The sequence below is a fragment of the Thalassospira sp. UBA4513 genome (assembly GCF_002388495.1).
GTDB lineage: Bacteria > Pseudomonadota > Alphaproteobacteria > Rhodospirillales > Thalassospiraceae > Thalassospira > Thalassospira tepidiphila.
The window spans coordinates 6,989-29,331 of the sequence record NZ_DGMR01000035.1; the positions used below are offsets into that span (position 1 = coordinate 6,989).

General features: G+C 55.0%; 16 protein-coding genes. 8 read left to right on the plus strand and 8 right to left on the minus strand.

What is annotated here, in order from left to right:
• Nucleotides 1–99: 99 nt before the first annotated feature.
• Nucleotides 100–1,149 (plus strand): GlxA family transcriptional regulator, encoded by a 1,050-nt coding sequence (locus B2T33_RS14095; RefSeq protein ID WP_063089291.1) that lies wholly within the window; start codon nt 100–102, stop codon nt 1,147–1,149.
• A gap of 73 nt (nt 1,150–1,222) precedes the next feature.
• Here the strand turns inward: B2T33_RS14095 and B2T33_RS14100 are convergent, their stop codons facing one another.
• Both B2T33_RS14100 and B2T33_RS14105 read right to left on the minus strand, forming a co-directional pair.
• Nucleotides 1,223–2,356, minus strand: a complete 1,134-nt coding sequence (locus tag B2T33_RS14100) for a hybrid-cluster NAD(P)-dependent oxidoreductase (RefSeq protein ID WP_197146532.1) — start codon at nt 2,354–2,356, stop codon at nt 1,223–1,225.
• Entirely contained in the window at nt 2,353–3,624 is a 1,272-nt protein-coding gene (locus B2T33_RS14105; protein ID WP_286792360.1) for an aromatic ring-hydroxylating oxygenase subunit alpha, read from the minus strand. The genes B2T33_RS14100 and B2T33_RS14105 overlap by 4 nt, the downstream gene beginning before the upstream one ends.
• 658 nt (nt 3,625–4,282) lie before the next feature.
• On the opposite strand from B2T33_RS14105, the gene B2T33_RS14110 reads away from it, so the two are divergent.
• Nucleotides 4,283–5,215 (plus strand): L-lactate dehydrogenase, encoded by a 933-nt coding sequence (locus tag B2T33_RS14110; RefSeq protein WP_286792361.1) that lies wholly within the window; start codon nt 4,283–4,285, stop codon nt 5,213–5,215.
• Between the two features lie 9 nt (nt 5,216–5,224).
• Here B2T33_RS14110 and B2T33_RS14115 read toward each other — a convergent pair whose 3' ends face one another.
• Nucleotides 5,225–6,262: a GlxA family transcriptional regulator gene (locus B2T33_RS14115; RefSeq protein WP_286792362.1), complete on the minus strand. Its 1,038-nt coding sequence runs from the start codon at nt 6,260–6,262 to the stop codon at nt 5,225–5,227.
• Between the two features lie 13 nt (nt 6,263–6,275).
• Between B2T33_RS14115 and B2T33_RS14120 the strand changes: the two genes are divergently transcribed.
• From B2T33_RS14120 to B2T33_RS14135, 4 genes are all read left to right on the plus strand, one after another.
• The gene (locus tag B2T33_RS14120) at nt 6,276–7,223 is read left to right on the plus strand and encodes a 3-keto-5-aminohexanoate cleavage protein (RefSeq protein ID WP_286792363.1); all 948 of its coding nucleotides are present in this window, start codon (nt 6,276–6,278) and stop codon (nt 7,221–7,223) included.
• The gene (locus B2T33_RS14125) at nt 7,223–8,674 is read left to right on the plus strand and encodes a carnitine 3-dehydrogenase (RefSeq protein WP_286792364.1); all 1,452 of its coding nucleotides are present in this window, start codon (nt 7,223–7,225) and stop codon (nt 8,672–8,674) included. The genes B2T33_RS14120 and B2T33_RS14125 overlap by 1 nt, the downstream gene beginning before the upstream one ends.
• Before the next feature lie 127 nt (nt 8,675–8,801).
• On the plus strand, nt 8,802–9,746 hold the full coding sequence (locus B2T33_RS14130) for an alpha/beta hydrolase (protein WP_286792365.1): 945 nt from the start codon (nt 8,802–8,804) through the stop codon (nt 9,744–9,746).
• Nucleotides 9,747–10,275: 529 nt separating this feature from the next.
• Complete coding sequence (locus tag B2T33_RS14135; RefSeq protein ID WP_286792366.1) at nt 10,276–11,784, plus strand: autotransporter outer membrane beta-barrel domain-containing protein; 1,509 nt, start codon at nt 10,276–10,278, stop codon at nt 11,782–11,784.
• 82 nt (nt 11,785–11,866) lie between these two features.
• Here B2T33_RS14135 and B2T33_RS14140 read toward each other — a convergent pair whose 3' ends face one another.
• From B2T33_RS14140 to B2T33_RS14160, 5 genes are all read right to left on the minus strand, one after another.
• Nucleotides 11,867–13,873 carry a CocE/NonD family hydrolase gene (locus B2T33_RS14140; protein WP_286792367.1) on the minus strand — a complete coding sequence of 669 codons (2,007 nt, stop codon included), beginning with the start codon at nt 13,871–13,873 and terminating at the stop codon, nt 11,867–11,869.
• A 92-nt stretch (nt 13,874–13,965) separates the two neighbouring features.
• Nucleotides 13,966–15,597 (minus strand): ABC transporter ATP-binding protein, encoded by a 1,632-nt coding sequence (locus tag B2T33_RS14145; RefSeq protein WP_008889681.1) that lies wholly within the window; start codon nt 15,595–15,597, stop codon nt 13,966–13,968.
• Nucleotides 15,590–16,417, minus strand: coding sequence for an ABC transporter permease (locus tag B2T33_RS14150; protein WP_008889682.1), 828 nt, complete (start codon nt 16,415–16,417; stop codon nt 15,590–15,592). Before B2T33_RS14150 ends, B2T33_RS14145 begins: the two co-directional genes overlap by 8 nt.
• Complete coding sequence (locus tag B2T33_RS14155; RefSeq protein WP_008889683.1) at nt 16,414–17,421, minus strand: ABC transporter permease; 1,008 nt, start codon at nt 17,419–17,421, stop codon at nt 16,414–16,416. Before B2T33_RS14155 ends, B2T33_RS14150 begins: the two co-directional genes overlap by 4 nt.
• Nucleotides 17,422–17,617: 196 nt before the next feature.
• Complete coding sequence (locus B2T33_RS14160; RefSeq protein WP_286792368.1) at nt 17,618–19,207, minus strand: ABC transporter substrate-binding protein; 1,590 nt, start codon at nt 19,205–19,207, stop codon at nt 17,618–17,620.
• Nucleotides 19,208–20,067: 860 nt separating this feature from the next.
• Here B2T33_RS14160 and B2T33_RS14165 point away from each other — a divergent pair.
• Both B2T33_RS14165 and B2T33_RS14170 read left to right on the plus strand, forming a co-directional pair.
• A complete protein-coding gene (locus B2T33_RS14165) occupies nt 20,068–20,481 on the plus strand; it encodes a universal stress protein (protein WP_063089282.1) in 414 nt (137 codons plus the stop codon).
• 64 nt (nt 20,482–20,545) lie between these two features.
• Nucleotides 20,546–22,216, plus strand: a complete 1,671-nt coding sequence (locus tag B2T33_RS14170; RefSeq protein WP_008889687.1) for a BCCT family transporter — start codon at nt 20,546–20,548, stop codon at nt 22,214–22,216.
• Nucleotides 22,217–22,343 lie beyond the last annotated feature (127 nt).

Sequence of the window (22,343 nt, forward strand, 5' to 3'; positions counted from 1 at the left end):
TAATCTGGCGACTTTTTGCGCCAAAAAATAGAATGTTTGCGTCAAAGTGAGATTACCGCTACGACAAAGCCGGTAACCTTGTCTGTATCGGAGGAACCGATGCTCAAGAAGCCTGAAGCACGTGCCCAGACTGCACCGCGTTTAACCGTCGGTTTTATCCTCGCAAAACGCTTTACGTTGTGCGCCTTTGCCAACTTTGTCGATGTTTTGCGCCTTGCAGCAGACGAAGGTGATCGCAGTCGTCCGATCCTGTGTAAATGGACGGTTTTGTCGGACACGATGGACCCGATCACATCAAGTAGCGGGATCGCGGTGCAGCCCAAGGAACGCTTGGGCGATCCACGGCGGTTCAATTATATCGTGGTTGTTGGCGGGCTGATGGATGACGCCGAAAAGCTGAGCCCCGCCTATCAGAAATTCCTGCATGAGGCGGCCGAAGCCGGGGTGCCGCTTGTCGGTGTTTGCACCGGGGTCTTTATGCTGCATGAGGCCGGGCTTCTTGACGGGTATCGTTGCTGTGTAAGTTGGTTCCATCATTCCGAAGTGGTCGAGCAGTTCGAAGGGCTTGATCCGGTTACCGAGCAGATTTTTGTGGTCGACCGTGACCGGTTGACTTGTTCTGGCGGGGTTAGCTCAGCACATCTGGCGGCCTATCTGGTCGATAAGCATGTCGGGCGAGCACAGGCGAACAAAAGCCTGCATATCATGATCATTGATGATGCGCTTCAGGCGGAAAAGCCACAGCCGGGCATTCCACTGGATTTGAAAACGCAGGATCAGATCGTGCAGCGCGCACTTTTGATCATGCAGCAAAATATCGATATGCCGATTTCCGTGCAGGAAATTGCGCGTCGCATGGGCAACAGCAAACGCCAGATCGAACGGCATTTCAGGATGGCTTTGGATACATCGCCCCAGGTGGCGTTCCTTAATATCCGGCTTGATCTGGCCCAGCACCTGATCGAAAAAAGCGACAAGTCTGTCGCCCAGATAGCAGTTGATTGCGGCTTTTGTGATTCTTCGCACCTTAGCCGGATGTTCCGCCGTCGTTATGGTTGTACACCACAGGCCCTGCGTCGCCCGATCCCGGATTCACTGGCCACAAGTGCGATGGTCGAAGACGCACCGCAGCTTGAGGCCGGCGCATAAGAAACGAAAACGCCCTGCTTACTGTGATGGCAAGCAGGGCGTTTGAATTGGTGCGATTAAGATCGCAGAGATATCACATCTCGACCTCGACATCGGAAAGCGGGGTCGAGCAGCAAATCAGGATCTTGCCCTGATCAATTTCGCGCTGACGGATACCGCCACCATGGTTCATGTCGACTTCACCGGAAACCAGTTTGGATTTGCAGGTGCCGCAAATGCCACGCTGACAGGATGACATCGGCATCAGGCCGGCTTCCTTGGCGGCCGACAGAATGGTCATACCCGGGCTGCATTCAACCACGTGGCCGGTCTTGCTGAAGCTGACGCGGAAGGTTTGCTCGCTGATTTCTGGTGCGACGGAGGCGTGTTCTTCGAACGTGCCCGCAGTTTCGGCGCCGAAATCAAAGCTTTCCTCGTAGTACTTGCCCATGTCGAAGCCAGCTTCTTCGAGCATGTGACGCACACCCTCCATGAAGCGGGCAGGGCCGCAGCAAAATACCTTGCGATCCTTGAAGTCGGGCGACATCAGCGACAGCATGGGCAGGCTCAGGCGGCCGGTATACCCGGTCCACTGATGGCTGGCAGACGCGCTGTCGCACGTCAGTGCCACCTTCAGGGTCGGGTTCTGTGCAGCCAGCAGGGCAAGCTCGTCACGGAAAATCAGATCAGACGGCGTACGTGCCGCATGAACGAAATGAAGGTCGGTCGGTTCGGACAGGTCACAGGCGGTACGTGTCATCGACATCATCGGTGTGATGCCGCTGCCAGCCGAAATGAACAACAGCTTTTCTTCGCCCGTGGCATCAGTAGTGAATTCGCCGCCCGGACCGGAAACGTTGATTTCCTTGCCCGGAAGCATGTTGTCATGCAGCCAGTTCGACCCCGGGCCACCCGGAACCCGTTTGACCGTAATTTCAAGACGGTATGGACGCGCTGCCGAAGCCGAGATCGTGTAACAACGGGTAATCATGCCATCGACCGGCAGTTCGAACGTCATGAACTGGCCGGGGTAGAAACGAAACGCGCGCGGTTCACGTGCGGAAAAGACAAAGGTCTTTACGTCGTGCGTTTCCTGACGCACCTGACGGCAAACAAGGACGTCGTCATTTTCCGGGTCCCAAAGCGGGACCCGGGTAACTTCGGTCAGAATTTCTTCGACCGGGGCCTGATCGCCCTTGTTGCTGTCGGTGGTATTCTTGTCGGTCATTCTGCGGCAATCCCGGCTTTGGTCGTTGCGAAGTGATCTTCCAGACGCTTGATATACCAGTCACAGAATGCTTCGACATGCGGTTCGGTAAACTTGGAATAGGGGCCCGGTTCGTATGCAGGTTGTTCGCTGCCAATCTGGGCAAGACGCACAAGGTCTGCATCCTGCTGGTTGGTCATGTTCCACACATGGGTGAGGTTATCAAGCGTGTAATCCTCGTTCTCATGCGCGTCCTTGTGAACCAGCCAGGTGGTCCGGACCAGCGTTTTGTTCGGTGCCAGCGGCAGGACAGAGAAGGTCACGACATGATCAGCCATGAAGTGGTGCCATGAGTTCGGATGTGTCCAGAAGCTGAGCCCGCCAAGTTTGGCATCGGTGAAATTGCCAAGCAGTTTCTTGGAGGCCGATTTTGTATCAAGGGTGTGTGATTCCCCTTCACGCATCAGCGGCAGGCGCATGGTGCGGAAACCAGTCACGCTCGACAATTGATCCTGTTCGGCAGACGGCAGACCGCATGCTTCCCAGCGGGCATGATCATTGGTGATGGTCTGGGTATATTTCGCAACGTCTTCGGAACGGCGCTGATCCAGTTCATCAGGCGAGAAACCGAAACCGAATTCTGACAGTGGCACGGTCAACTGCGGATGGTTGCCTTCGCAGTGATAGCACTCGCGGTTGTTTTCCATGGTCAGCTTCCAGTTTCCTTCCTCGATCAGTTCGGAAACGTGGGCCACCTTGCAATTGGCAAGGTCATGCGGTGCAAGATAGGGTTCCATGACCTTGGCCATTTCCTCGATATCAGCCGGCGCATCCTTGGCAAGACAGATAAAGATCAGGCCGGCAATGGAACGCACATGAACCGATTTGAGACCATGACAGGATTTGTCAAAGCCCGATCCCATGTGTTCAGCAAGGATAAGGTCGCCATCCTCGTTATAGGTCCAACCATGATAACGGCAGACGATATTGCCAATCGTGGTCTGGCGTTCGTCGATCAGTTTCGCACCGCGGTGACGGCAAACGTTATGGAAGGCACGAATGCCCATATCGTCGCCACGCAGGATCAGGATCGACGCCCCGCCGATCTCAACCGTGATGCAATCGCCCGGCTCTGGCAGTTCCGGCTCCACGCCAACAAAGATCCAGTGCTGGCCAAAGATCACTTCCATATCCAGATCCAGAACGTCCTGATCGCTGTAGAACGGCGCTTCAAGGCTTTTGAATGTCTGGCGGCGGGCGACGAGTTTTTGAATGTCAGAAGAATGCATGGTCGGATACCTCGGCTTCTCTCAATGGTATCTGGATGGAATCCTGTGCATGGCTAGCCGTTTGCATCAGGGCGTAAGCATATCACCGATCACATTCGTCGGTGTACAGACAATTGAAACCGGTTGTTTCCGGCCTCGGGCTTATTTCCTGGACGTCTTCAGTGGCTATCTGCGCGCGAGAAAGTTGATATAGCCGAGGTAACTGACAGTTTTGCGTCCGCACAAAATGTGATGGTGCCGAACGCAGGAAACCGTTTGCCGCAACACCATGGTGGTTGGCACGATTGGTATTCGCACCCAAAAGCGGATACGAACATGGTTTCACGTACAATGTACGTGCCGGTTTGCGGGCCGTCAGTTGCACCCAAAGTCTCCCTCTACTCCGCCGGCAGGTACCCTGCTCTTTGGCACGCCCACGGTAAAGAGTGAGCGATCAGAAAATCTATTTCTAAATGAGGTCGCTAAGGGAGAAAGCATAAGTCAATTGGGCAGTAGTTTTGCGACGCAGTTATCATTGTCGGGCACACGATACCGGCTAGGTGGCCTTTGTCTGGAGAAATTTCAATGTGCAACAGCAGTTTTCCTCGCTTTTTTTGACGTCAATCGGCCGCGATGGCATCATCATGACAACAGACCGTGAAAATTGGGGATTCGGGTGATGAAAGTCGGCATTGTCGGGGCCGGAATGGTCGGAAGTTCGGCGGGCTATGCGCTTGCCGTCATGGGACTCGCAAGTTCGGTGGTTCTGGTCGATCAGAACCACGATCTGGCCGTCGCCCAAGCCGAAGACATTGCGCACGCAGTGCCCTTTCTGTCCTCAACAATCGTCGAGGCGGCTGACTATGTCGGTCTTGCCGGGGCATCGGTGATCATTCTTGCCGCCGGGGTCAGTCAGAAACCCGGTGAAAGCAGGCTGGCTTTGCTGGAAAGAAACGCCGCCGTTTTCAAGGACGTGGTTGGTAATGTTCTTGCTGTGGCGCCTGACGCAATTCTCCTGATTGCGTCGAACCCGGTCGATATCATGACCCAGATCACGCAACGGATATCCGGGCTGCCTGCCAACCGCGTGATCGGTTCGGGGACGATCCTTGATACTGCCCGTTTCCGCAGTCTTTTGGGGCGACATCTGGGTATTTCGCCGCAATCGGTTCATGCCTACGTGCTTGGCGAACATGGCGACAGCGAAGTCTTGGCCTGGTCGAACGCCAAGGTGGGATCGCTTTCACTGGCCGATATTGCCGCCCAGGTCGGATCCCCGATTACAGAGCATGTGCGTGCCACCATTGATGATGGTGTGCGCAATGCGGCTTATAAAATCATCAAGGGTAAAGGGGCGACCTATTACGGGATCGGGGCCGGCTTGGCGCGGATCATCAAGGCGATTGCTCAGGATCAGCATGACGTTCTGACCGTATCGTGCGTGACCCCCGAAATTGTCGGGGTCAAGGATGTTGCCCTGTCCATTCCCCGCGTGGTCGGGGCGCAAGGGATTGAGACGGATCTGATGCCCGACCTTGTCAGTACCGAGCGTGACGGCCTTGAAAAAAGTGCACAGCTTTTGAAGGACAGTGTTGAGTCAATTCGGCTGTAACTTGGTCTGTTATGTGCCAATGGCGGCGGCAGGACGACGTTTGCTGCGCATCGCGCGCAAGGTTGTGCCAAAGGCCTGCGCATAGGCCCGGCTGAGTGCCGCGTGGCTTTTGAACCCGGTTTGAAGGGCGATGTCGGCAAGCTTCATGTCGGTTGCGCGGGCCAGATCGCGCGCCCGGCCCAATCGCAGCATCTGATAATATTTGCCCGGTGCCATCTGCAAATTGTCCTGAAAAGCGCGATCCAGACTGCGCAGGGAACATCCCGCATGGATCGCAATGGATTTCAGCGCAACCGGCGTTTCGATATGGGCAATCATTTCGGCAAGCGCCCGCCTGACATGATCCGCGCCCGGCCCATGCAACCGGTCTGCGCCGCGTCCAGATATATTGGGGTCGCCGTGCCGCTGATGGCGGGCGTCATAGACAAACAGATTGCTGACATCAAAGGCAACCGCTGGCCCATATTGCCGGGCAAGGATGTGCAACATCATTTCCATGACGGTTGCAGCCCCCCCGGATGTGATCATTTTACCATCTTCGACAAAGCGATCAGTCAATACGGTGACATCGGGGAACTGTTCACGGAACTGATCAAGTTCCTGCCAATGGATGGTTGCCGATTTTCCCGCCAACATATTGCACGACGCCAGCAACCAGGCGGCGGTATCGACACCAATTACCGTGCGTGCATGTTGCGCAGCATTTTGCAATCTTGCCCGAGTGCGTGAAGACAAATGATGGCGCATGTCATAACCCGAAATCACCACAAGATAATCGATATGTGTCGGGTCAGCGATGGCATTGAGGGCCGCCTTTGGCGTGATGACAAGATCACTGGAACTTGTCGCCGGCGATCCGTCGATCGTGCAGATGTCCCAGCTGATTTGTGGCCCGTTCGGCAGACCTGCGGCCGCGCGTAACGGTTCCAGCGCACTGGCCAGAACCAGATTGGAAAATCCGTCAAACAGGACAAAGACAAATCGGTGATGTGTGCTTGGCATGATCAGAAAAGTAAATGACGGAATATGTAAAATCAATATCGGCAATCGAGATATCCTGATGGCAGAGAATGATTGCAAAAACAGTGAGGCCATCATGCCGCTTTCGATGAACAAGGAAGTCTTCATTACCGCCGCCGTGACCGGATCGGGTGGCACGCAGGACAAATCCCCGCATGTGCCAAGATCGCCTGAACAGATCGCCAACAGCGCGATTGACGCGGCCAAGGCCGGGGCGGCCGTGGTGCATTGCCATGTGCGTGACCCCGAAACCGGGGCACCGTCTCGTGATTTGAAATATTACCGCGAACTGACCGAACGGGTGCGGGCAGCCGATGTCGATGTTGTCCTTAACCTGACGGCCGGTATGGGCGGCGATATTGTCTTTGGCTCCACCGAGGCACCGCTTCCGGTCAATGAAGCCGCAACCGACATGATCGGCGCGTCCGAGCGGATGGCGCATATCGCTGATTGCCTGCCCGAGATTTGCACCCTTGATTGCGGCACCATGAACTTTGCCGAGGCCGACTATGTCATGACCAATACGCCGGGCATGCTGCGCGCCATGGGACAGATGATGACCGACCTTGGCGTCAAGCCCGAGATCGAGGCATTTGATACCGGCCATCTGTGGTTTGCCAAACAACTGGTGTCCGAAGGCATTCTTGAAAGCCCGGCCCTGGTGCAGCTTTGCATGGGCATTCCCTGGGGTGCGCCAAATGACCTTAATACCTTTATGGCGATGGTGAATAACGTGCCGTCTGATTGGAATTGGTCGGCCTTTTCCATCGGGCGCGATCAGATGCCCTATGTTGCCGCATCGGTTTTGGCCGGGGGCAATGTTCGGGTAGGTCTGGAAGACAATATCTATCTGTCGAAAGGCGTGCTTGCCACCAACGCCCAGCTGGTTGAGCGCGCGGTTGGTATTATCGAAGGCATGGGGGCCAACGTGATTGGCCCGGATGCGGTCCGCAAGAAGCTAGGCCTGACCAAGCGGGAGCCACGCTAATGTCCACAAGCTCAAACAAAAAGGCAGCCATCGTTGGCGGTGGTGTCATTGGTGGCGGCTGGGCCGCGCGGTTTTTGCTAAATGGCTGGGATGTGGCGGTTTTCGATCCGGATCCGCAGGCAGAACGCAAGATCAATGAAGTTCTGGCAAACGCACGCCGAAGCCTGCCTGCACTTTATGATCGTTCCCTGCCAGAAGAAGGCACACTGACCTTCCATGACGATATGGCAAAGGCCGTGTCTGATGCGCAGTGGATTCAGGAAAGTGTTCCCGAACAACTTGCGCTTAAGCACAAGATCCTTGCACAAATTCAGGCTCATGCCCCGTCGGACTGCCTGATCGGGTCATCGACGTCGGGCTTTAAGCCAAGCGAGTTGCAGCAAGGTTCAATCAAACCCGAACAGATCGTTGTCGCCCATCCATTCAACCCGGTTTACTTGCTGCCCTTGATCGAAGTCGTGCCGTCTGCCGCGACCGACGCATCGGTGCTTGAAGCTGGCTGTGACGTGTTGCGGTCTGTCGGGCTGAAGCCACTTGTGGTGCGCAAGGAAATTGATGCGCATATTGCCGACCGGTTGCTTGAGGCGGTTTGGCGCGAAGGGCTGTGGCTTGTTCATGACGAGGTCGCAACGACCGAGGAAATAGATGACGCCATCCGGTATGGCTTTGGCCTGCGCTGGGCGCAGATGGGTTTGTTTGAAACCTATCGCATTGCGGGTGGTGAAGCCGGGATGGAACATTTCATCGGCCAGTTCGGACCGGCCCTTAAATGGCCATGGACGAAACTGATGGATGTGCCGGAACTGACCCCGGAATTGACCGCGCGTATTGCGCAGCAATCAGATGATCAGTCCGGTCATATGAGCATCCGCGACCTTGAACGTCTGCGCGATGACAACCTTGTTGGCATGATGCGCGCGCTTAAGAAATCGGGCAGTGGTGCAGGGGGCACGATCAATGATCACGAAGCGTCGCTTCCCGAACCGATGCCGATCAACGATCTTCCGGTAACCGGTGATCGCCAGATCCCACAAAGCTGGACGGATTATAACGGGCACATGAACGAAGCCCATTATGTTGAGGTCAGTTCACAGGCAAGCGACCGTTTCATGGAATTGGTCGGGGCGGATGCAAATTATATTGCCAGTGGGGGCAGCTATTTCACGGTTGAAACCCATGTCTGCTACCTGCACGAAATCAGTGCCGGCGACCATATCCGTGTGACCACCCAACTGATCAAGGGCGAAGGCAAGAAGCTTCATTTGTTCCATCGCCTGATCAATGATGAGGGTGCGGTTGCGGCCACGATTGAGACCATGTTGTTGCATGTCGACCTTAAAACCCGTCGCACGTCCGAGCCTGGTGGCGTGGTGGCAACCAATTTGGCCGAAATGGCAAAACGTCATGCAAGCCTGCCCAAGCCAGATCAGCTTGGCCGTGCAATCGGTTAGTCTAAACGTTCGATCCGTTTTGCGTGGAACCAGTTCACAATAACGCTGTGATGTGCCCCTGCAGTCTTTAACTGCGGGGGCATCCGCGTTAGGTTGATCTATCACGTCTTTGACCAAGGATCCGTTGATGGCCAATTCCGATCAGGTTTCCCCCGAAGTGACCTATGACCCGATGCCAGAGGAAGAAGGCATTCGTGCCTTTATCGCGAAATGCGACGGGTTCTATCCCCCCGACGCGGTGGCGGCCTCAATTGATCAGCAACGCAGCTGGTACGATGCGCTTTGTGCCGAATTTGCCTTTCCGCATCCGGACGGTATGCAGGTCGAAGATGACGTGATTGCCGACGTACCGGTGCGCCATTACCGCCCGGTCGATTGCGCCTCAAACCACAAGATCGTCTATATGCATGGCGGTGGCTTTGTGGTTGGTTCGCGCGACAGCCATGATGCGATTTGTGCGGAAATATCCGAGGCGGCAAAAGCCGAACTGATCGCAATTGATTACCGTCTTGCGCCGGAACATATCTGGCCCGCCCAGCACGAAGATTGCCATCGGGTGACCCAAAGCATCCTGGCGTCAGGCAAGAAGATTGTGCTGGTTGGCGACAGTGCGGGTGGCATGCTGGCCGCGGGGATCGCGGTTCGGGCCCGCGAAGAGGGCTTTGGTAACCGCGTCTTGGGGCAGGCATTGATCTATCCGGCCCTTGGCGGTGACTTGAACTGGCCAAGCTATGGCCAGATGGCCAATGCACCGGGCTTAAGCACCGATGACGTGATTTACTATCGTGATGTGCTGAAGGCACCGATGGATGATCCGTTTGCCCATGCGCTGTCGGTTGATGACCTGCGGGGCTTGCCACCGACCTTTATCACGGCGGCCTATTTTGATCCGCTGCGTGATGATGGCCGCGAATATACTGCCCGTCTTGCGCGTGCGGGCATTTCCGTTCAATACCGCGAAGAACCCCAAATGATCCATGGCTGGCTGCGTGCCCGGCATATGAGCCCGGGGGCGAAAGCAGCATTCGGGCATCTGTGCAAAGCCATTTCGGACATGCTGGAAACCGCCTAACAGGCCGGTTACACCATCTTGGGCCGAAGATGCATACCCGATCAAAAAGAAGCGATACAGGGCGGACAGTTTGCGCGTGCTGGAACTGCGCGTGGTTCTTTGTAACTGATACGATGTTGATCTAAATAAAACTTTTAGTTTATAAGATTCTTATGCAATCCAGTGTTGCGTGCGATTAAGCAGTTTGGGTGCGTAATGGTTCGGGGGGACCTGCATGATCAATATCGCTAAATTGCCATTGTCGCTGCTTTTGGCGATGATCATCTTTTGTGGGTTTATGATCGGTGATGGGCGTGACGCATATGCGGCAACGACGACAATCACCTGTTCGGTGGCGGGGTTTAGTCCCTCTCAGCCGAACACTCTGCAATACGACCACAGTGCTGGCACCTGCACCCTGACCGCAAATACGATTTCAACCAGCAGCGCCCAATTCGATATCGTCTTCTTCAATCAGATCGGCGGTCCAGAACAGTTCCAAATCGGCACCGGCGCCGCGACTAGTCTTACGGCGCATAAAGGCTGTTCCATGGGGAGCTTTACCGCCGCAGCAGGTGCCAACTGCTCTAGCAACCGATCAGCAGATGGCACCGAAACGGCGACGGTTTTAATTGACGGTGAAAACGGGTCGACGATCCGAATGACCGTTTCCTATACCCTTGCCGGCGGCTCTGGAAACAATTTTACCTACAATAGCGGATCGGTAACAATCACGACTGCTGACGCGGCGTCCTCTGGGAGCTCGGCCGAGGCCCAGCGCGCGGTTCAGGGTTCGGTAACGCGATCACAGTCTGTAATTATCGGACAGAATTTTGGCTCGCGCGTGGCCAATGTGGCAGCTGGCCCATCCGTTGGAACGGTGCCAGCCAATGCCCCGTCGACACAGCAATTCGGCTTTGCTTCTTCGAGCTTGTTCGATGATCCGACAGACAAGAAAATGCGCACTAACGGAACAACCGTACGCGGACTGGCGATGCTTGCATCCTTTGATACGTCGCGCGTTCTGTCTGCAGCAGAAACATCGGATACACCGACGGATGGAATTGGACAACGCACTTTCATATCAGGCGAAAGTCCGATTACGCTTTGGGGTCACGGGTCCTTTACCGATGTCGAGAACACACGCAACAAAACAAACGAAGACAATCGCTTCGATGGCAGCGTCTGGGGATATAATCTTGGTGCAGACTACCGGTTGTCGCCCGCACTCATAACTGGTCTGTCTGTTGGCTATGCCCAGACAGATATTACGACGACCTTTGAAACTGGCACGTATGACGAGGATACCTGGAGCCTTTCCCCCTATGTCATCTACACGCCTCACGATAATCTAATTTTCTCTGCAATCGCGGGCTATGCGTTTGGCGATGTGACCAAGAGCCGCAATACCAGCGTGATAGGCAATACTGACAGCCAGAGCTGGTATCTGCAGGTCGATGTCCGCCAAACTTTCCAGCCGATCGCAGAAAGCCCGCTCCGCGTGACAGGTGGGCTTGGTGCGTTGACGTCGCGAAATACGCTTGCTGCCTACACCGAAAGTGACGGCAACCGGGTCGAGGAATCCGCAGTTAATACCGTTCAGTTAAAGCCGAATGCCGAGCTGGCTTATTCTTTCCAGATAAGCGAGACGTCCCTGACCCCATATGTGAAAGCGGGCTATATTCACGATTTTACCGACCAGACCAACGGCGATGCCGGGGCCTTTGACCTTGGCGGTGGTTTGCGGTTTGCCTCGGGCGGGACAGGTCTGTCGGGCGCAATCGAAGGCTCGCGCGTGGTCGGGCGAGATGATTACCGCGAATATACGCTGAGCGGTTTGGTTGCTTATGGCATTTCGTTTACCGGTCGGGACGGAAGTTTTGCCGGAACGGCATCGCCTTATGTCGGTACCAGCCTGTCTGATAGCGGGACACCTGAAATTTCCGCTGGCGCAACGCTGACCGACCTTGATGAAAGATTCTCCAGCAAACTGGATTTCTCAGGCGATCCGACCACACGCAGCGCTGATATTCTGATCACGCTTGATCTGAAGTTCTGAACTTCGTGCGATGCTGTTCACAGCATGGTAGACCAGTCATAAGAAAAGGGCCGGATAACCGGCCCTTTTTTCGTGCAGATGGTTACATGAAGTTGCGGGGAATGGTTTTTTCCCAAGTCTTTTCAAAGACCTGTTCACTGCCCTCATAGCCAATCACCCAGGCCGACACATACCAATTGTCGCGGTCACATGTCAGTTCCGCGTGACAGTCGGTCCGCACCGACCAGTCATCACGTTCCAGATCGCAGGTCCAGGCGGCTTCACCCTTAACCGAGGTCGGATCAAGCGGATTGATCGTCCAGGTTTCGCTGCGCACTTCGCGGGTCGACAGGCGTGAGTCAGGGTGCTCAAAAAGACCGGTATCTTCATAGATGCGATAACGGGTTTCGTTCTGCGTCAGATTGCGCTGAACACTACGTTCCGTTCGGCCCGGTTTGTGTTCAATATATTTCGGTAGCGGATCGGGATTGTCCGGTTGCTTGACCTCAATCTTCTCGTGCGCGCCGAGCAACGGCAGATCAAAAACAATAGAAGATGGTGATACAGTCAGGCCTGCGTCAAAGGGTGCTGGCAGAATCATCGGCCAATAGGATGTTGAAAGCGCAAGACGGATGCGATGCCCGGCATTAAAGCGATACCCGCAGGCATCAAGCACCAGCGTAATGGTGACTTTCTGGCCACGCGGCATCGGTTTGGGATCGTTATAATTGGCTTCAAGATCACGATGGGCAAGGTTCAGCACCCCGAACGACACGCGGGTCGCTGTACCATCAGGATGTACATCGACCAGACGCGCGCACAGGTTCGACCAGTCTGCATCGCATTCAAGATCAACGCGCAAAACCGGACGTCCCAGAAGGTCGATCTCGGCCTCAAGCGGTGCGGTTTCAAATACCAGTGATCCGGCGTCATCAGGACGCTGATCAATGGCCATTTCGGCATCGGGTTTCAGCGTGAAATATTCGCCCGATGCGGTTCCGGTATCGAGTGGTGATTTCAAATAGATGTCGGTGGCAGGGGCACTTTCGTCACCTGCCTCGAAGGCGAGCCTGCCGTCATTGACATAGACGGTCTTGGTTTCGGGCTGCGTCCATGTGTCTTTGGCGATCCAGAAGCCCGGATCAAAATCGCGGCGCGGAGCCGGTTTTGGGCCATCAAGGATATAGGCGCGCATCTGCGGCAGTTCGTCGATGCCGTTATCATCACCCCGCAGCCACTTGTTCCACCATTTGATGGCTTCGCCTGTGAAGTCGGCACGCGGCTTTGGCCAGGCGAAGTGCGGGTATTTGTGCACCCATGGGCCGATCAGGGCCTTGGACCTGTCTGGCATACCTTCAATCGCGCGCATTGGCGTGTTGCGATACCCATCGGCCCAACCGGCCAGAACCATCGACGGGATTTTGACGGCATCGAAATCCTCGCAGATCGAGGCATGCTTCCAGAAATCATCGCGGGTCTGGTGTTGAAGCCATTCTTCCAAAAAGAACGGTTCTTCCTTCAGGCGGTGCAACCACATTGCCCGCCAGTCATCACCAACCAATGCCGGGTCAGGTGAGCGTGACTGATAGGCCAGCATTGTACCCGCCCATGACAGTTGTGCTGAGAGATGACAGCCATTTTTATAGTGAATGTCGTCGTTATAGCGGTCCACCGTTGATGCGATGGAAATCACCGCCTTTAGCGCAGGCGGATTGAGGGCAGCAACCTGCAGGCAGTTAAACCCGCCCCAGGATATCCCCATCATGCCAACCGATCCGTTGCACCACGGTTGATCGGCAATCCATGCAATCAGCTCACACGCATTTGCCAGTTCAAGTTCGGTATATTCACCGTCAATCACACCATCTGATTCACCTGATCCGCGAATATCAATCCGCACGCCGGCAATGCCGGCCTTGGCAAATTCGGGATAGGTCGACTCATCACGCGCACAGGTACCATCGCCCTTGCGATAGGGCAGAAATTCAAACACTGCTGGAACCGGATCGTTTTCGGCGTTTTCGGGCATCCACATGCGGGCAGCCAATCGGGTGCCGTCGGCGATGGTGATAAAGGTGTTTTCGATAACAGTGAGATTTCGGTCGGACATGTTGGGGCGTGGTCCTTTGGAGTGGTTATGTGGGGCTTATTCAAAAAGGCGGCCCATGATCCGGGCCGCCTTTTTTTGTTTTTGCACGGTTTTTAGTGACCGGCACTTTCCATTTTACGCGTGGCCAGAACTTTTTCCAGCCAGCCCAGTTCCATTTCCGGCACCGACTTCAAAAGAAGGTCGGTGTAATCGTCAAATGGCGGGTTCAGGACCTCTGACCGCGGGCCGAAATCGACCAGCTTGCCCTGCAGCATCACCGCAACAGAATCGGCAATTGCACGCACAATTGCGATGTCATGGGTGATGAACAGATAGGACACCTGACGTTCTTTCTGCAGACGCAGCAAAAGATCAAGAATGCCTTCCGCCACCAGCGGATCAAGGGCCGAGGTCGGCTCGTCACACAGGATCAGTTCCGGCTGTGCGGCCAGGGCACGCGCGATGGCCACACGTTGCTTCTGCCCGCCGGAAAGTTCGGCCGGATAGCGGTCATAGAAAGCTTCACCCATCTCGATTTCATCAAGAAGTTTGATGACTTCCTTTTTGCGTTCCGCACCACGCTTGCCGAAATAGAACTGCAACGGACGACCGATGATCTGCCCGACGGTCTGGCGCGGGTTCATCGCGGTATCAGCCATTTGATAGATCAGCTGAATACGTCGCAAGTGATCGCGTGAACGGTCCTTTTGGGCGTTGGACAGTTCCTCGTCACCGAATGTGACGCTGCCCTGGAAGGGCGGCAGCAACCCGGTGATGACGCGGGCCAGTGTGGATTTACCCGAACCGGATTCCCCGACCACGGCCAGTGTCTGACCACGCGGCACATGCAGCGATACGTCATGGAGAACCTGAACCCCGTTGCCATACGCCGCCGAGATGTTTTCAACTTTCAGCAACGCATCGGACTGATCGCGCGCTTCGGTCTGTTTGGTCTGGCGAACATTGACCAGCGCCTTGGTATATTCCTGACGCGGGTTTTCAATGATCTGCTGGACCGGGCCGTATTCGACGGTTTCACCATTGCGCAGCACCATGATGTCATCCGAAATCTGGGCGACAACGGCCAGATCATGGGTGATGTAAAGAGCGGCGGTGCCGGTCATTTCAATCGCATTCTTGATCGCGGCCAGAACATCAATCTGGGTGGTCACGTCAAGGGCGGTGGTCGGTTCGTCAAAGACAATCAATTCCGGTTTGGAACACAGTGCCATGGCGGTCATGGCACGTTGCAACTGCCCGCCCGATACCTGATGCGGGAACCGGTTGCCGAAATTCTTGGGGTCAGGAAGACCCAGAATTTCAAACAGGTAGTCGGCCCGTTTGCGGGCTTCGTCACGGCTCATCAGGCCGTGTTCGACCGTGGCTTCAATCACCTGATCGCCCAGTTTGTGCGCCGGGTTAAACGATGCCGCTGCCGATTGGGCAACGTAACAGACACGCGCCCCGCGGATCTTGCGGATCCCCTTTTTATCAAGCGGCAGGATGTCCTGGCCATCAAGCAGGACTTCACCGCCCGTGATGCGCACACCACCCCGGCCATAGGCCAGTGCCGCAAGGCCAATGGTGGATTTGCCCGCACCGGATTCCCCGATCAGGCCAAGGACCTTGCCCTTTTGCAGATCAAAGGAAACACCATGGACGATTTCGATATCCATCGGGGCTTCGCCCGGCGGGAAGATGGTCGCGCCAATGCGCAGATCGCGTACCGATAAAAGATCAGACATCGCCGCGGCCTCCTTTCAGGCTGGAAGTACGTTTCAGCAACCAGTCGACAACCATGTTGACACAGACAGCCAGGGCCGCAATCGCGCCACCCGGAATAAGGGCGGCCTGAATGCCAAAGATGATGCCATCCTTGTTGTCCTTGACCATGCCACCCCAGTCGGCGGCGGGCGGCTGGATGCCAAGACCCAGGAACGACAGGGTCGACAGGAACAGGATTGAAAACGCGAAACGCAGCCCGAATTCCGCCAGAAGCGGCGACAGCGTATTAGGCAGAATTTCACGGAAGATGATCCACATCCGGCCTTCACCGCGCAGTTTGGCGGCCTCGACAAATTCCATCACCGCGACATCAAGGGCCACCGCACGGCCCAGGCGATAGACACGCGTTGAGTCGAGAATGGCCATTACGGCAATCAGGATGAAGATGTTTTGCGGCAGGACTGCCAGCACCACGAGGGCGAAAATCAGGGTCGGGATCGACATCATCAAATCGTTCAGACGCGACAGTCCCTGATCAATCGGGCCACCGGAAACAGCGGCCGTGAAGCTCAGGAAAATGCCGATGGAAAACGACAGGATCGATGCCGCAAGCGACACAAACAGGGTTGTCTGCGCACCGTAAATCAGCCGTGACAGAAGATCACGGCCAAGGTTATCGGTGCCCAGAAGATAAAGGTCACTGGCCGGTTCCCAAACACCCGCAACAATTTCGCGTTCCCCATAGGGCGCGATGAGCGGGGCAAAGACAGCACAGCCAAAAGCAAACAGAATGCCCAGAATTCCGATCCAGGCTGTCAGCGGGATTTCACGTAATCTCATCGCGGATGCCTCAGTCTCGGATTGGCAACAATGGCGACGATATCGGCCACCATATTGAGCAGGATATACACCGCCGCAAAGATCAGGCCGCAGGCCTGCACGACGGGCATGTCACGGACCGTCACGGCATCAACCATATACTGGCCCATGCCGGGATAGACGAAGACAACCTCGACGACGACAACACCGACCACCAGATAGGCAAGGTTCAGCGCCACGACGTTGACAATCGGGGCGATTGCGTTGGGAGCCGCGTGTTTGACGATCGCCTTGAAGGCGCCAAGGCCTTTCAGCTCGGCCGTTTCCATGTAGGCCGATGACATCACACTGATGATGGCCGCACGGGTCATGCGCATCATATGTGCGAGCACCACCATCACCAGTGTTGCCGTCGGCAAGGCAATGGCGGCCAGTCGTTCTGACCAGCTCATATTGTCATAGACCGTGGACGGGAAGGTCGCGACCCCCATCTGAACGGCAAAGAACACAATCAGGATATAGCCGATAAAGAATTCCGGCAGGGAGATCGCGGCAAGCGACAGAACGTTGATCACGCGATCAGGAATACGGTTGCGATAGTGAACCGCCACCATGCCAAGCCCAACCGCAAGCGGGACCGAAATCGCCGCCGCGAAGAACGCAAGAAACAGCGAGTTGCCAAGGCGTTTGGTGATTTGTTCTGTCACCGGTGCACCACTGGCCCAGCTATTGCCAAAGTCGCCTTGAACAACACCGCCAAGCCATTCGAAATAGCGGGTGGTAATCGGGCGATCCAGGCCAAGGTCGGCGCGGATATTGGCAATCGCCTGCGGTGTTGCAGACTGACCAAGATAGGTTTCGGCAAAATCGCCCGGAAGGGCTTCGACTCCGGCAAAAATCAGAATTGATACAGCCCAGAGCAACAACAAACTCAAACCCAGACGTTCGGCAATCAACACCGATAACGGATGGGTTTCTTTCAGTCTGTGTCGCGTGGCTCGTACGCCGGCCAAGGGATTGGCCATGAACACATACTCCCCCTTAATGGCCTGAACGGAAATTCAAGACGGGTGGGACGGCAAAGGATCATTTGCCTCCATCTGGAAATTTCGATCAGACCATGTGTCAAACAAACAGGCGAACAACAAGACGGGGACCACGGTCAAACCAACCGTGATCCCGCAAGTCTTCAATCATCGGGATGCAATGCACCCCGGTTGATTAGCTGTTGATCCACAAACGTGTCGCAACATAACCGTTCGACATGTCGTTCCCGATGTCATCGACAAAGCCGGAAACGTTGGTCGTGGTTGCGTTCACGAAGTCATTGAACATCGGCAGGATAAGACCACCGGTGTCACGGACCATCAGTGCCATGTCGTGATACATTTCCTTACGCTTGGCCTGATCAAGCTCAGCACGCGCTTCGAGAAGGATCTTGTCGAAGTCAGTGTTGAAGAAGCGGGTGTCGTTCCAGTCAGCACTCGACAGATAGGCCGTCGAATACATTTGGTCCTGGGTCGGACGACCACCCCAGTAAGAGGTAGAGAACGGCTGAACGTTCCAGACGTTCGACCAGTAACCGTCACCCGGTTCACGTTTGATTTCGATATCGATCCCGGCCTTTTTCGCGGTTTCCTGATAGAGAACCGCCGCGTCGACAGCGCCCGGGAAGGCGACGTCAGACGTGCGCAGAAGAACCGAACCGTCATGGCCGGACTTCTTGAAGTGGAAGGCTGCCTTGTCCGGATCATAGGAACGCTGTTCGATGCCTTCCGGGAACAGGGCATAGGTTTCGTTGATCGGGAAGTCATTGCCGACCTTGCCGTAACCGCCAAGGATCTTTTCGACCATGGTTTCGCGGTCCATCGCGTATTTCAGCGCCAGACGCAGGTCGTTATTGTCAAACGGTGCGGTGTTGCAATGCATGATGAAGACATAGTGGCCACGGCCCGAAGTGGTCTGAATTTCGACATTCGGTGCACGTTTCAGAAGGCCAACGGTCTTCGGATCAACGCGGTTGATGAAGTGAACCTGACCCGATGACAGGGCTGCCATACGTGCGGTCGCATCGTTCATCACGATCATTTCGACGGAATCAACAAAGCCGCGATCAGTGCGCCAGTCGTTTTCGTTTTTCACAAACGTTGCGCGCACACCGGCTTCGAAGTTGTCGATCTTGAACGGACCGGTACCGATACCGGCATTCGGGTTATCGTAACCGCCACCCGGCTGGATCACGAGGTGATAGTCGCTCAGCAGCAGCGGAAGATCAGCGTTGCCTTCCGAAAGCGTCAAAACAAGATCGCCACCCTTGTTTTCGATGCCCTTGATCGAGCCCAGAACACCCAGTGCGCCGGACTCGGACTTTTCGTCGGTGTGGCGGTTCAGGGTTTTGACAACATCGTCGATGGTCAGTTCGGAGCCGTCATGGAACTCGACACCCTTGCGGATTTTGAACGTCCAGACCGATGCATCGGCATTCGGTTCCCAGGATTCTGCAAGCGACGGGACGGCAAGGCCGCTGGTCGGGTGCGATTCAACCAGGGTGTCGCCCCAGTTACGGTTCATGGCAAAGGTGAATTGCGAAGAGGATTTTGCCGGATCAATAACGTCGGTCGAAGCCCCGCCCTGAAGGCCAAGTTTCAGATGCCCGCCGCGCTTGGGTTCCTGTGCCATGGCAGCCTTGCCATAGAGGCTGGTGGCAGCGGTAAGGGTCAGGCCGGCGGCCATCGAACGGCCAATGAATTCACGACGGTTCATTTCAGATGCTGTGACGCGTGACGCGAAATACTTGATAGGGTCAGTCATCCCTGTTCCTTCTCTGATGCTTTTGATTTTGCTGAATTATTTAAATGGTGTGGCAGATCCTACCCGCGATTTGGTTGTGCTTGGTTGTGCAGGTTGGGGTGTCGTTCAGACACAAACGGGCATGCAGCATGAAGATGTGCTGTTGCGCCATGGCACCGTTATTGCGCAGTTGATCAACTCCCCCATTGGCCACAATAATTTTCCCTTTCGGGTATGTGCACGGCCATGGATGCCTGCCTTTCACAAGACGGATCCAGCAAATATGTCCATTCAGAACTTATGGTGTTCTGATCTGGAGGCACATGTTGTGTGGGACAGACAGTGCACAAATCGCGCACATCGTGACACGAGTTTGGGGGCTTCATCAAGCCAAGTGCGCATGGCCGTGCGATTTTTCGGCATCCGGGGATAGAGTTTCACCATTCGAAACTCTCTGAAAAATAGAATAGAAATCCGATGGATTTTGCCAATAAACGCCTTGCCAATTAAGGGGTTTACGGGTGGAAAAGCTGATGGCTTGAACAGGCCGATTTAGAGCGAGAAAAATTTTTTAAAATTTTCAAGTTCGAACATCGAAAATTCGCTTAAAGGCACCGGATGTTCTGTTTGGAAACCTGAAAAATAATCATTTGGCGATTCGACTTTAGGCGCAGTTTCCCAATGTAGTTAGGTCAATTTTCGGCAACGAGTACTGTCAAACGGTGTGAAGGAATTTTACGGCAAATATTGCAGCATTGCTTGTGCGCACTTTTGAAAGCCCGTTTTTGATTTTGCTGACCGTCAATGTTAGGTTCTTTTCGCTGCCCTGATATTTCGTGAAACCACGGACTTCAGGGGTGGTGCACATAACGGAGGAATGAATGTATCAGAAGATGCTCGTGCCTGTCGATTTGGCCCACGTTGAAAAATTGGATAAAGCAATTAAAACGGCGGTCGATCTAGCCAAGCATTACAAGGCCGAGATAAGCCTTCTAGGTGTCGGTACCAATACGCCGTCATCGGTGGCACATACGCCAAAGGAATTTGAACAGAAACTTCAGGCGTTCGCCGAAGATCTGGCGTCCAAGCATGGTGTAAGCACCAAGGCGGTCGCGCATATTTCGCATGATCCGGCAGTGGATCTCAGCAAGGAACTTGTCGCCAAGGCCGACGAGCTTGGTGCCGACGTCATCGTCATGGCATCGCACGTGCCCGGTATTGCGGACCACATTTTTGCGTCTCATGGCGGATATGTCGCGTCACACTCGGATCTTTCTGTATTCCTCGTGCGTTAGAGGATGCGGACGAACCTTTACGGCTAGGGGTAGCTGTATATTCATTTAACCTAGGGAGTTTCAAATGGGGTCTGAAGCTGACACGGGCATTGAAAGCCCGGACGGTGCAGCGAACCCGATTGATACAGAATATGAAATCGGGCAAGACAATATCCAAGCAGAGATCGGGCCATTTGGACTGGATGTCCATAACCCGGTCTTTCTGATTTCGGGTCTTGCAATTGTTGCATTCGTCTTTCTCACCCTGGCCTTTCAGGAAAGTGTCGGGCCGATGTTCAACGACCTGCGTGGTTGGCTGACATCATCGCTTGACTGGTTCTTCCTGTCTGCTGCCAACGTATTTGTCGTGTTGTGTCTGTTTCTGATTGTCTCGCCGCTTGGCCGTGTGCGCCTTGGCGGTGCGGATGCAACACCGGATTATTCCTATGCGGGCTGGTTTGCCATGCTGTTTGCTGCAGGCATGGGCATCGGTCTTATGTTCTATGGTGTGTCAGAACCGATTTCGCACTTCACATCCTCGATGGGTGGAATTGCTGTCGGTGAAGATGGTCTTCGCACCGACTGGGCGCCGCTTGGTGCGGCCGCCGGTGATGCCGATGCTGCATTTGATCTTGGCATGGCTGCAACCATCTTCCACTGGGGTCTTCACCCATGGGCGATCTATGCCACTGTCGCACTGGCACTGGCACTGTTTTCCTTTAACAAGGGCCTGCCGCTGACCATTCGTTCGATCTTCTATCCGATCTTTGGCGAACGTGTGTGGGGCTGGACCGGTCACCTGATTGATATTCTGGCGGTGTTCGCGACCCTGTTTGGTCTTGCAACTTCGCTTGGTTTCGGTGCGGAACAGGCCAATGCCGGGCTTGATTACCTGTTTGGCATTTCGGTTTCCGATACATCGAAGGTTTTCCTGATTGTCGGGATTACCGGTGTTGCACTTATTTCGGTGCTAGCGGGTCTTGATGCCGGGGTGAAGCGTCTGTCGGAAATCAACATGATCCTTGCAGCACTTCTGTTGCTGTTTGTGGTTCTGGTTGGTCCGACGATGGAAATCATCACCGGTTTCTTCTCGAGCCTGCTGTCATATGCGCAATATCTTCCGGCACTTTCAAACCCGGTCGGTCGTGAAGACGCCAACTTCAGTCAGGGCTGGACGTCCTTCTATTGGGCGTGGTGGATTTCCTGGTCACCGTTTGTCGGCATGTTCATTGCGCGTGTTTCGCGTGGTCGTACCGTGCGTGAATTCATCACCTGCGTTCTGATTATTCCGTCGCTGGTGTGTGTTCTGTGGATGACGGCCTTTGGCGGCACCGCGGTGCATATGGTAACCGAAGGCGTTACCGCGATTGCCGAAGCAGGTCTTCCGATTAAACTGTTCACCATGCTTGATCAGCTTCCGCTGCAAGCCATTACATCCTTTATCGGGATCGTTCTGGTGATCGTGTTCTTCGTGACCTCGTCTGACTCTGGCTCGCTTGTGATTGATACCATCACCGCAGGCGGCAAGGTCGATGCACCGGTCCCGCAGCGCGTCTTCTGGTGCACCTTCGAAGGTCTGGTTGCGATTGCATTGCTGCTGGGTGGTGGCCTTGGATCATTGCAGGCGATGGCGGTTTCGACCGGCTTCCCGTTTGCGATTGTCCTTCTGATGGCCTGCTATTCGATTATCCAGGGTCTGCGGACCGAACCCAAGGCCGTCGGTGCCAATTCCGAGGCGACGGTCAGCAAGGACTAGAATATCGACATATGCGTATCTCGCCGCTTGGCGGTAATTATACCTGGTCAAAGGAAAGGGGCGCCAACGGGTGCCCCTTTTTCATTTCGCGCAAGCATGGTGCGTCTGGCGGTATGTTGACGATGCC

Coding starts and splice junctions, on each gene's coding strand:
- B2T33_RS14095 (WP_063089291.1), top strand. CDS start 100: ATGCTCAAGAAGCCTGAAGCACGTGCCCAGACTGCACCGCGTTTAACC.
- B2T33_RS14100 (WP_197146532.1), bottom strand. CDS start 2,356: ATGACCGACAAGAATACCACCGACAGCAACAAGGGCGATCAGGCCCCG.
- B2T33_RS14105 (WP_286792360.1), bottom strand. CDS start 3,624: ATGCATTCTTCTGACATTCAAAAACTCGTCGCCCGCCGCCAGACATTC.
- B2T33_RS14110 (WP_286792361.1), top strand. CDS start 4,283: ATGAAAGTCGGCATTGTCGGGGCCGGAATGGTCGGAAGTTCGGCGGGC.
- B2T33_RS14120 (WP_286792363.1), top strand. CDS start 6,276: ATGGCAGAGAATGATTGCAAAAACAGTGAGGCCATCATGCCGCTTTCG.
- B2T33_RS14125 (WP_286792364.1), top strand. CDS start 7,223: ATGTCCACAAGCTCAAACAAAAAGGCAGCCATCGTTGGCGGTGGTGTC.
- B2T33_RS14130 (WP_286792365.1), top strand. CDS start 8,802: ATGGCCAATTCCGATCAGGTTTCCCCCGAAGTGACCTATGACCCGATG.
- B2T33_RS14135 (WP_286792366.1), top strand. CDS start 10,276: ATGGGGAGCTTTACCGCCGCAGCAGGTGCCAACTGCTCTAGCAACCGA.
- B2T33_RS14140 (WP_286792367.1), bottom strand. CDS start 13,873: ATGTCCGACCGAAATCTCACTGTTATCGAAAACACCTTTATCACCATC.
- B2T33_RS14145 (WP_008889681.1), bottom strand. CDS start 15,597: ATGTCTGATCTTTTATCGGTACGCGATCTGCGCATTGGCGCGACCATC.
- B2T33_RS14150 (WP_008889682.1), bottom strand. CDS start 16,417: ATGAGATTACGTGAAATCCCGCTGACAGCCTGGATCGGAATTCTGGGC.
- B2T33_RS14155 (WP_008889683.1), bottom strand. CDS start 17,421: ATGGCCAATCCCTTGGCCGGCGTACGAGCCACGCGACACAGACTGAAA.
- B2T33_RS14160 (WP_286792368.1), bottom strand. CDS start 19,207: ATGACTGACCCTATCAAGTATTTCGCGTCACGCGTCACAGCATCTGAA.
- B2T33_RS14165 (WP_063089282.1), top strand. CDS start 20,068: ATGTATCAGAAGATGCTCGTGCCTGTCGATTTGGCCCACGTTGAAAAA.
- B2T33_RS14170 (WP_008889687.1), top strand. CDS start 20,546: ATGGGGTCTGAAGCTGACACGGGCATTGAAAGCCCGGACGGTGCAGCG.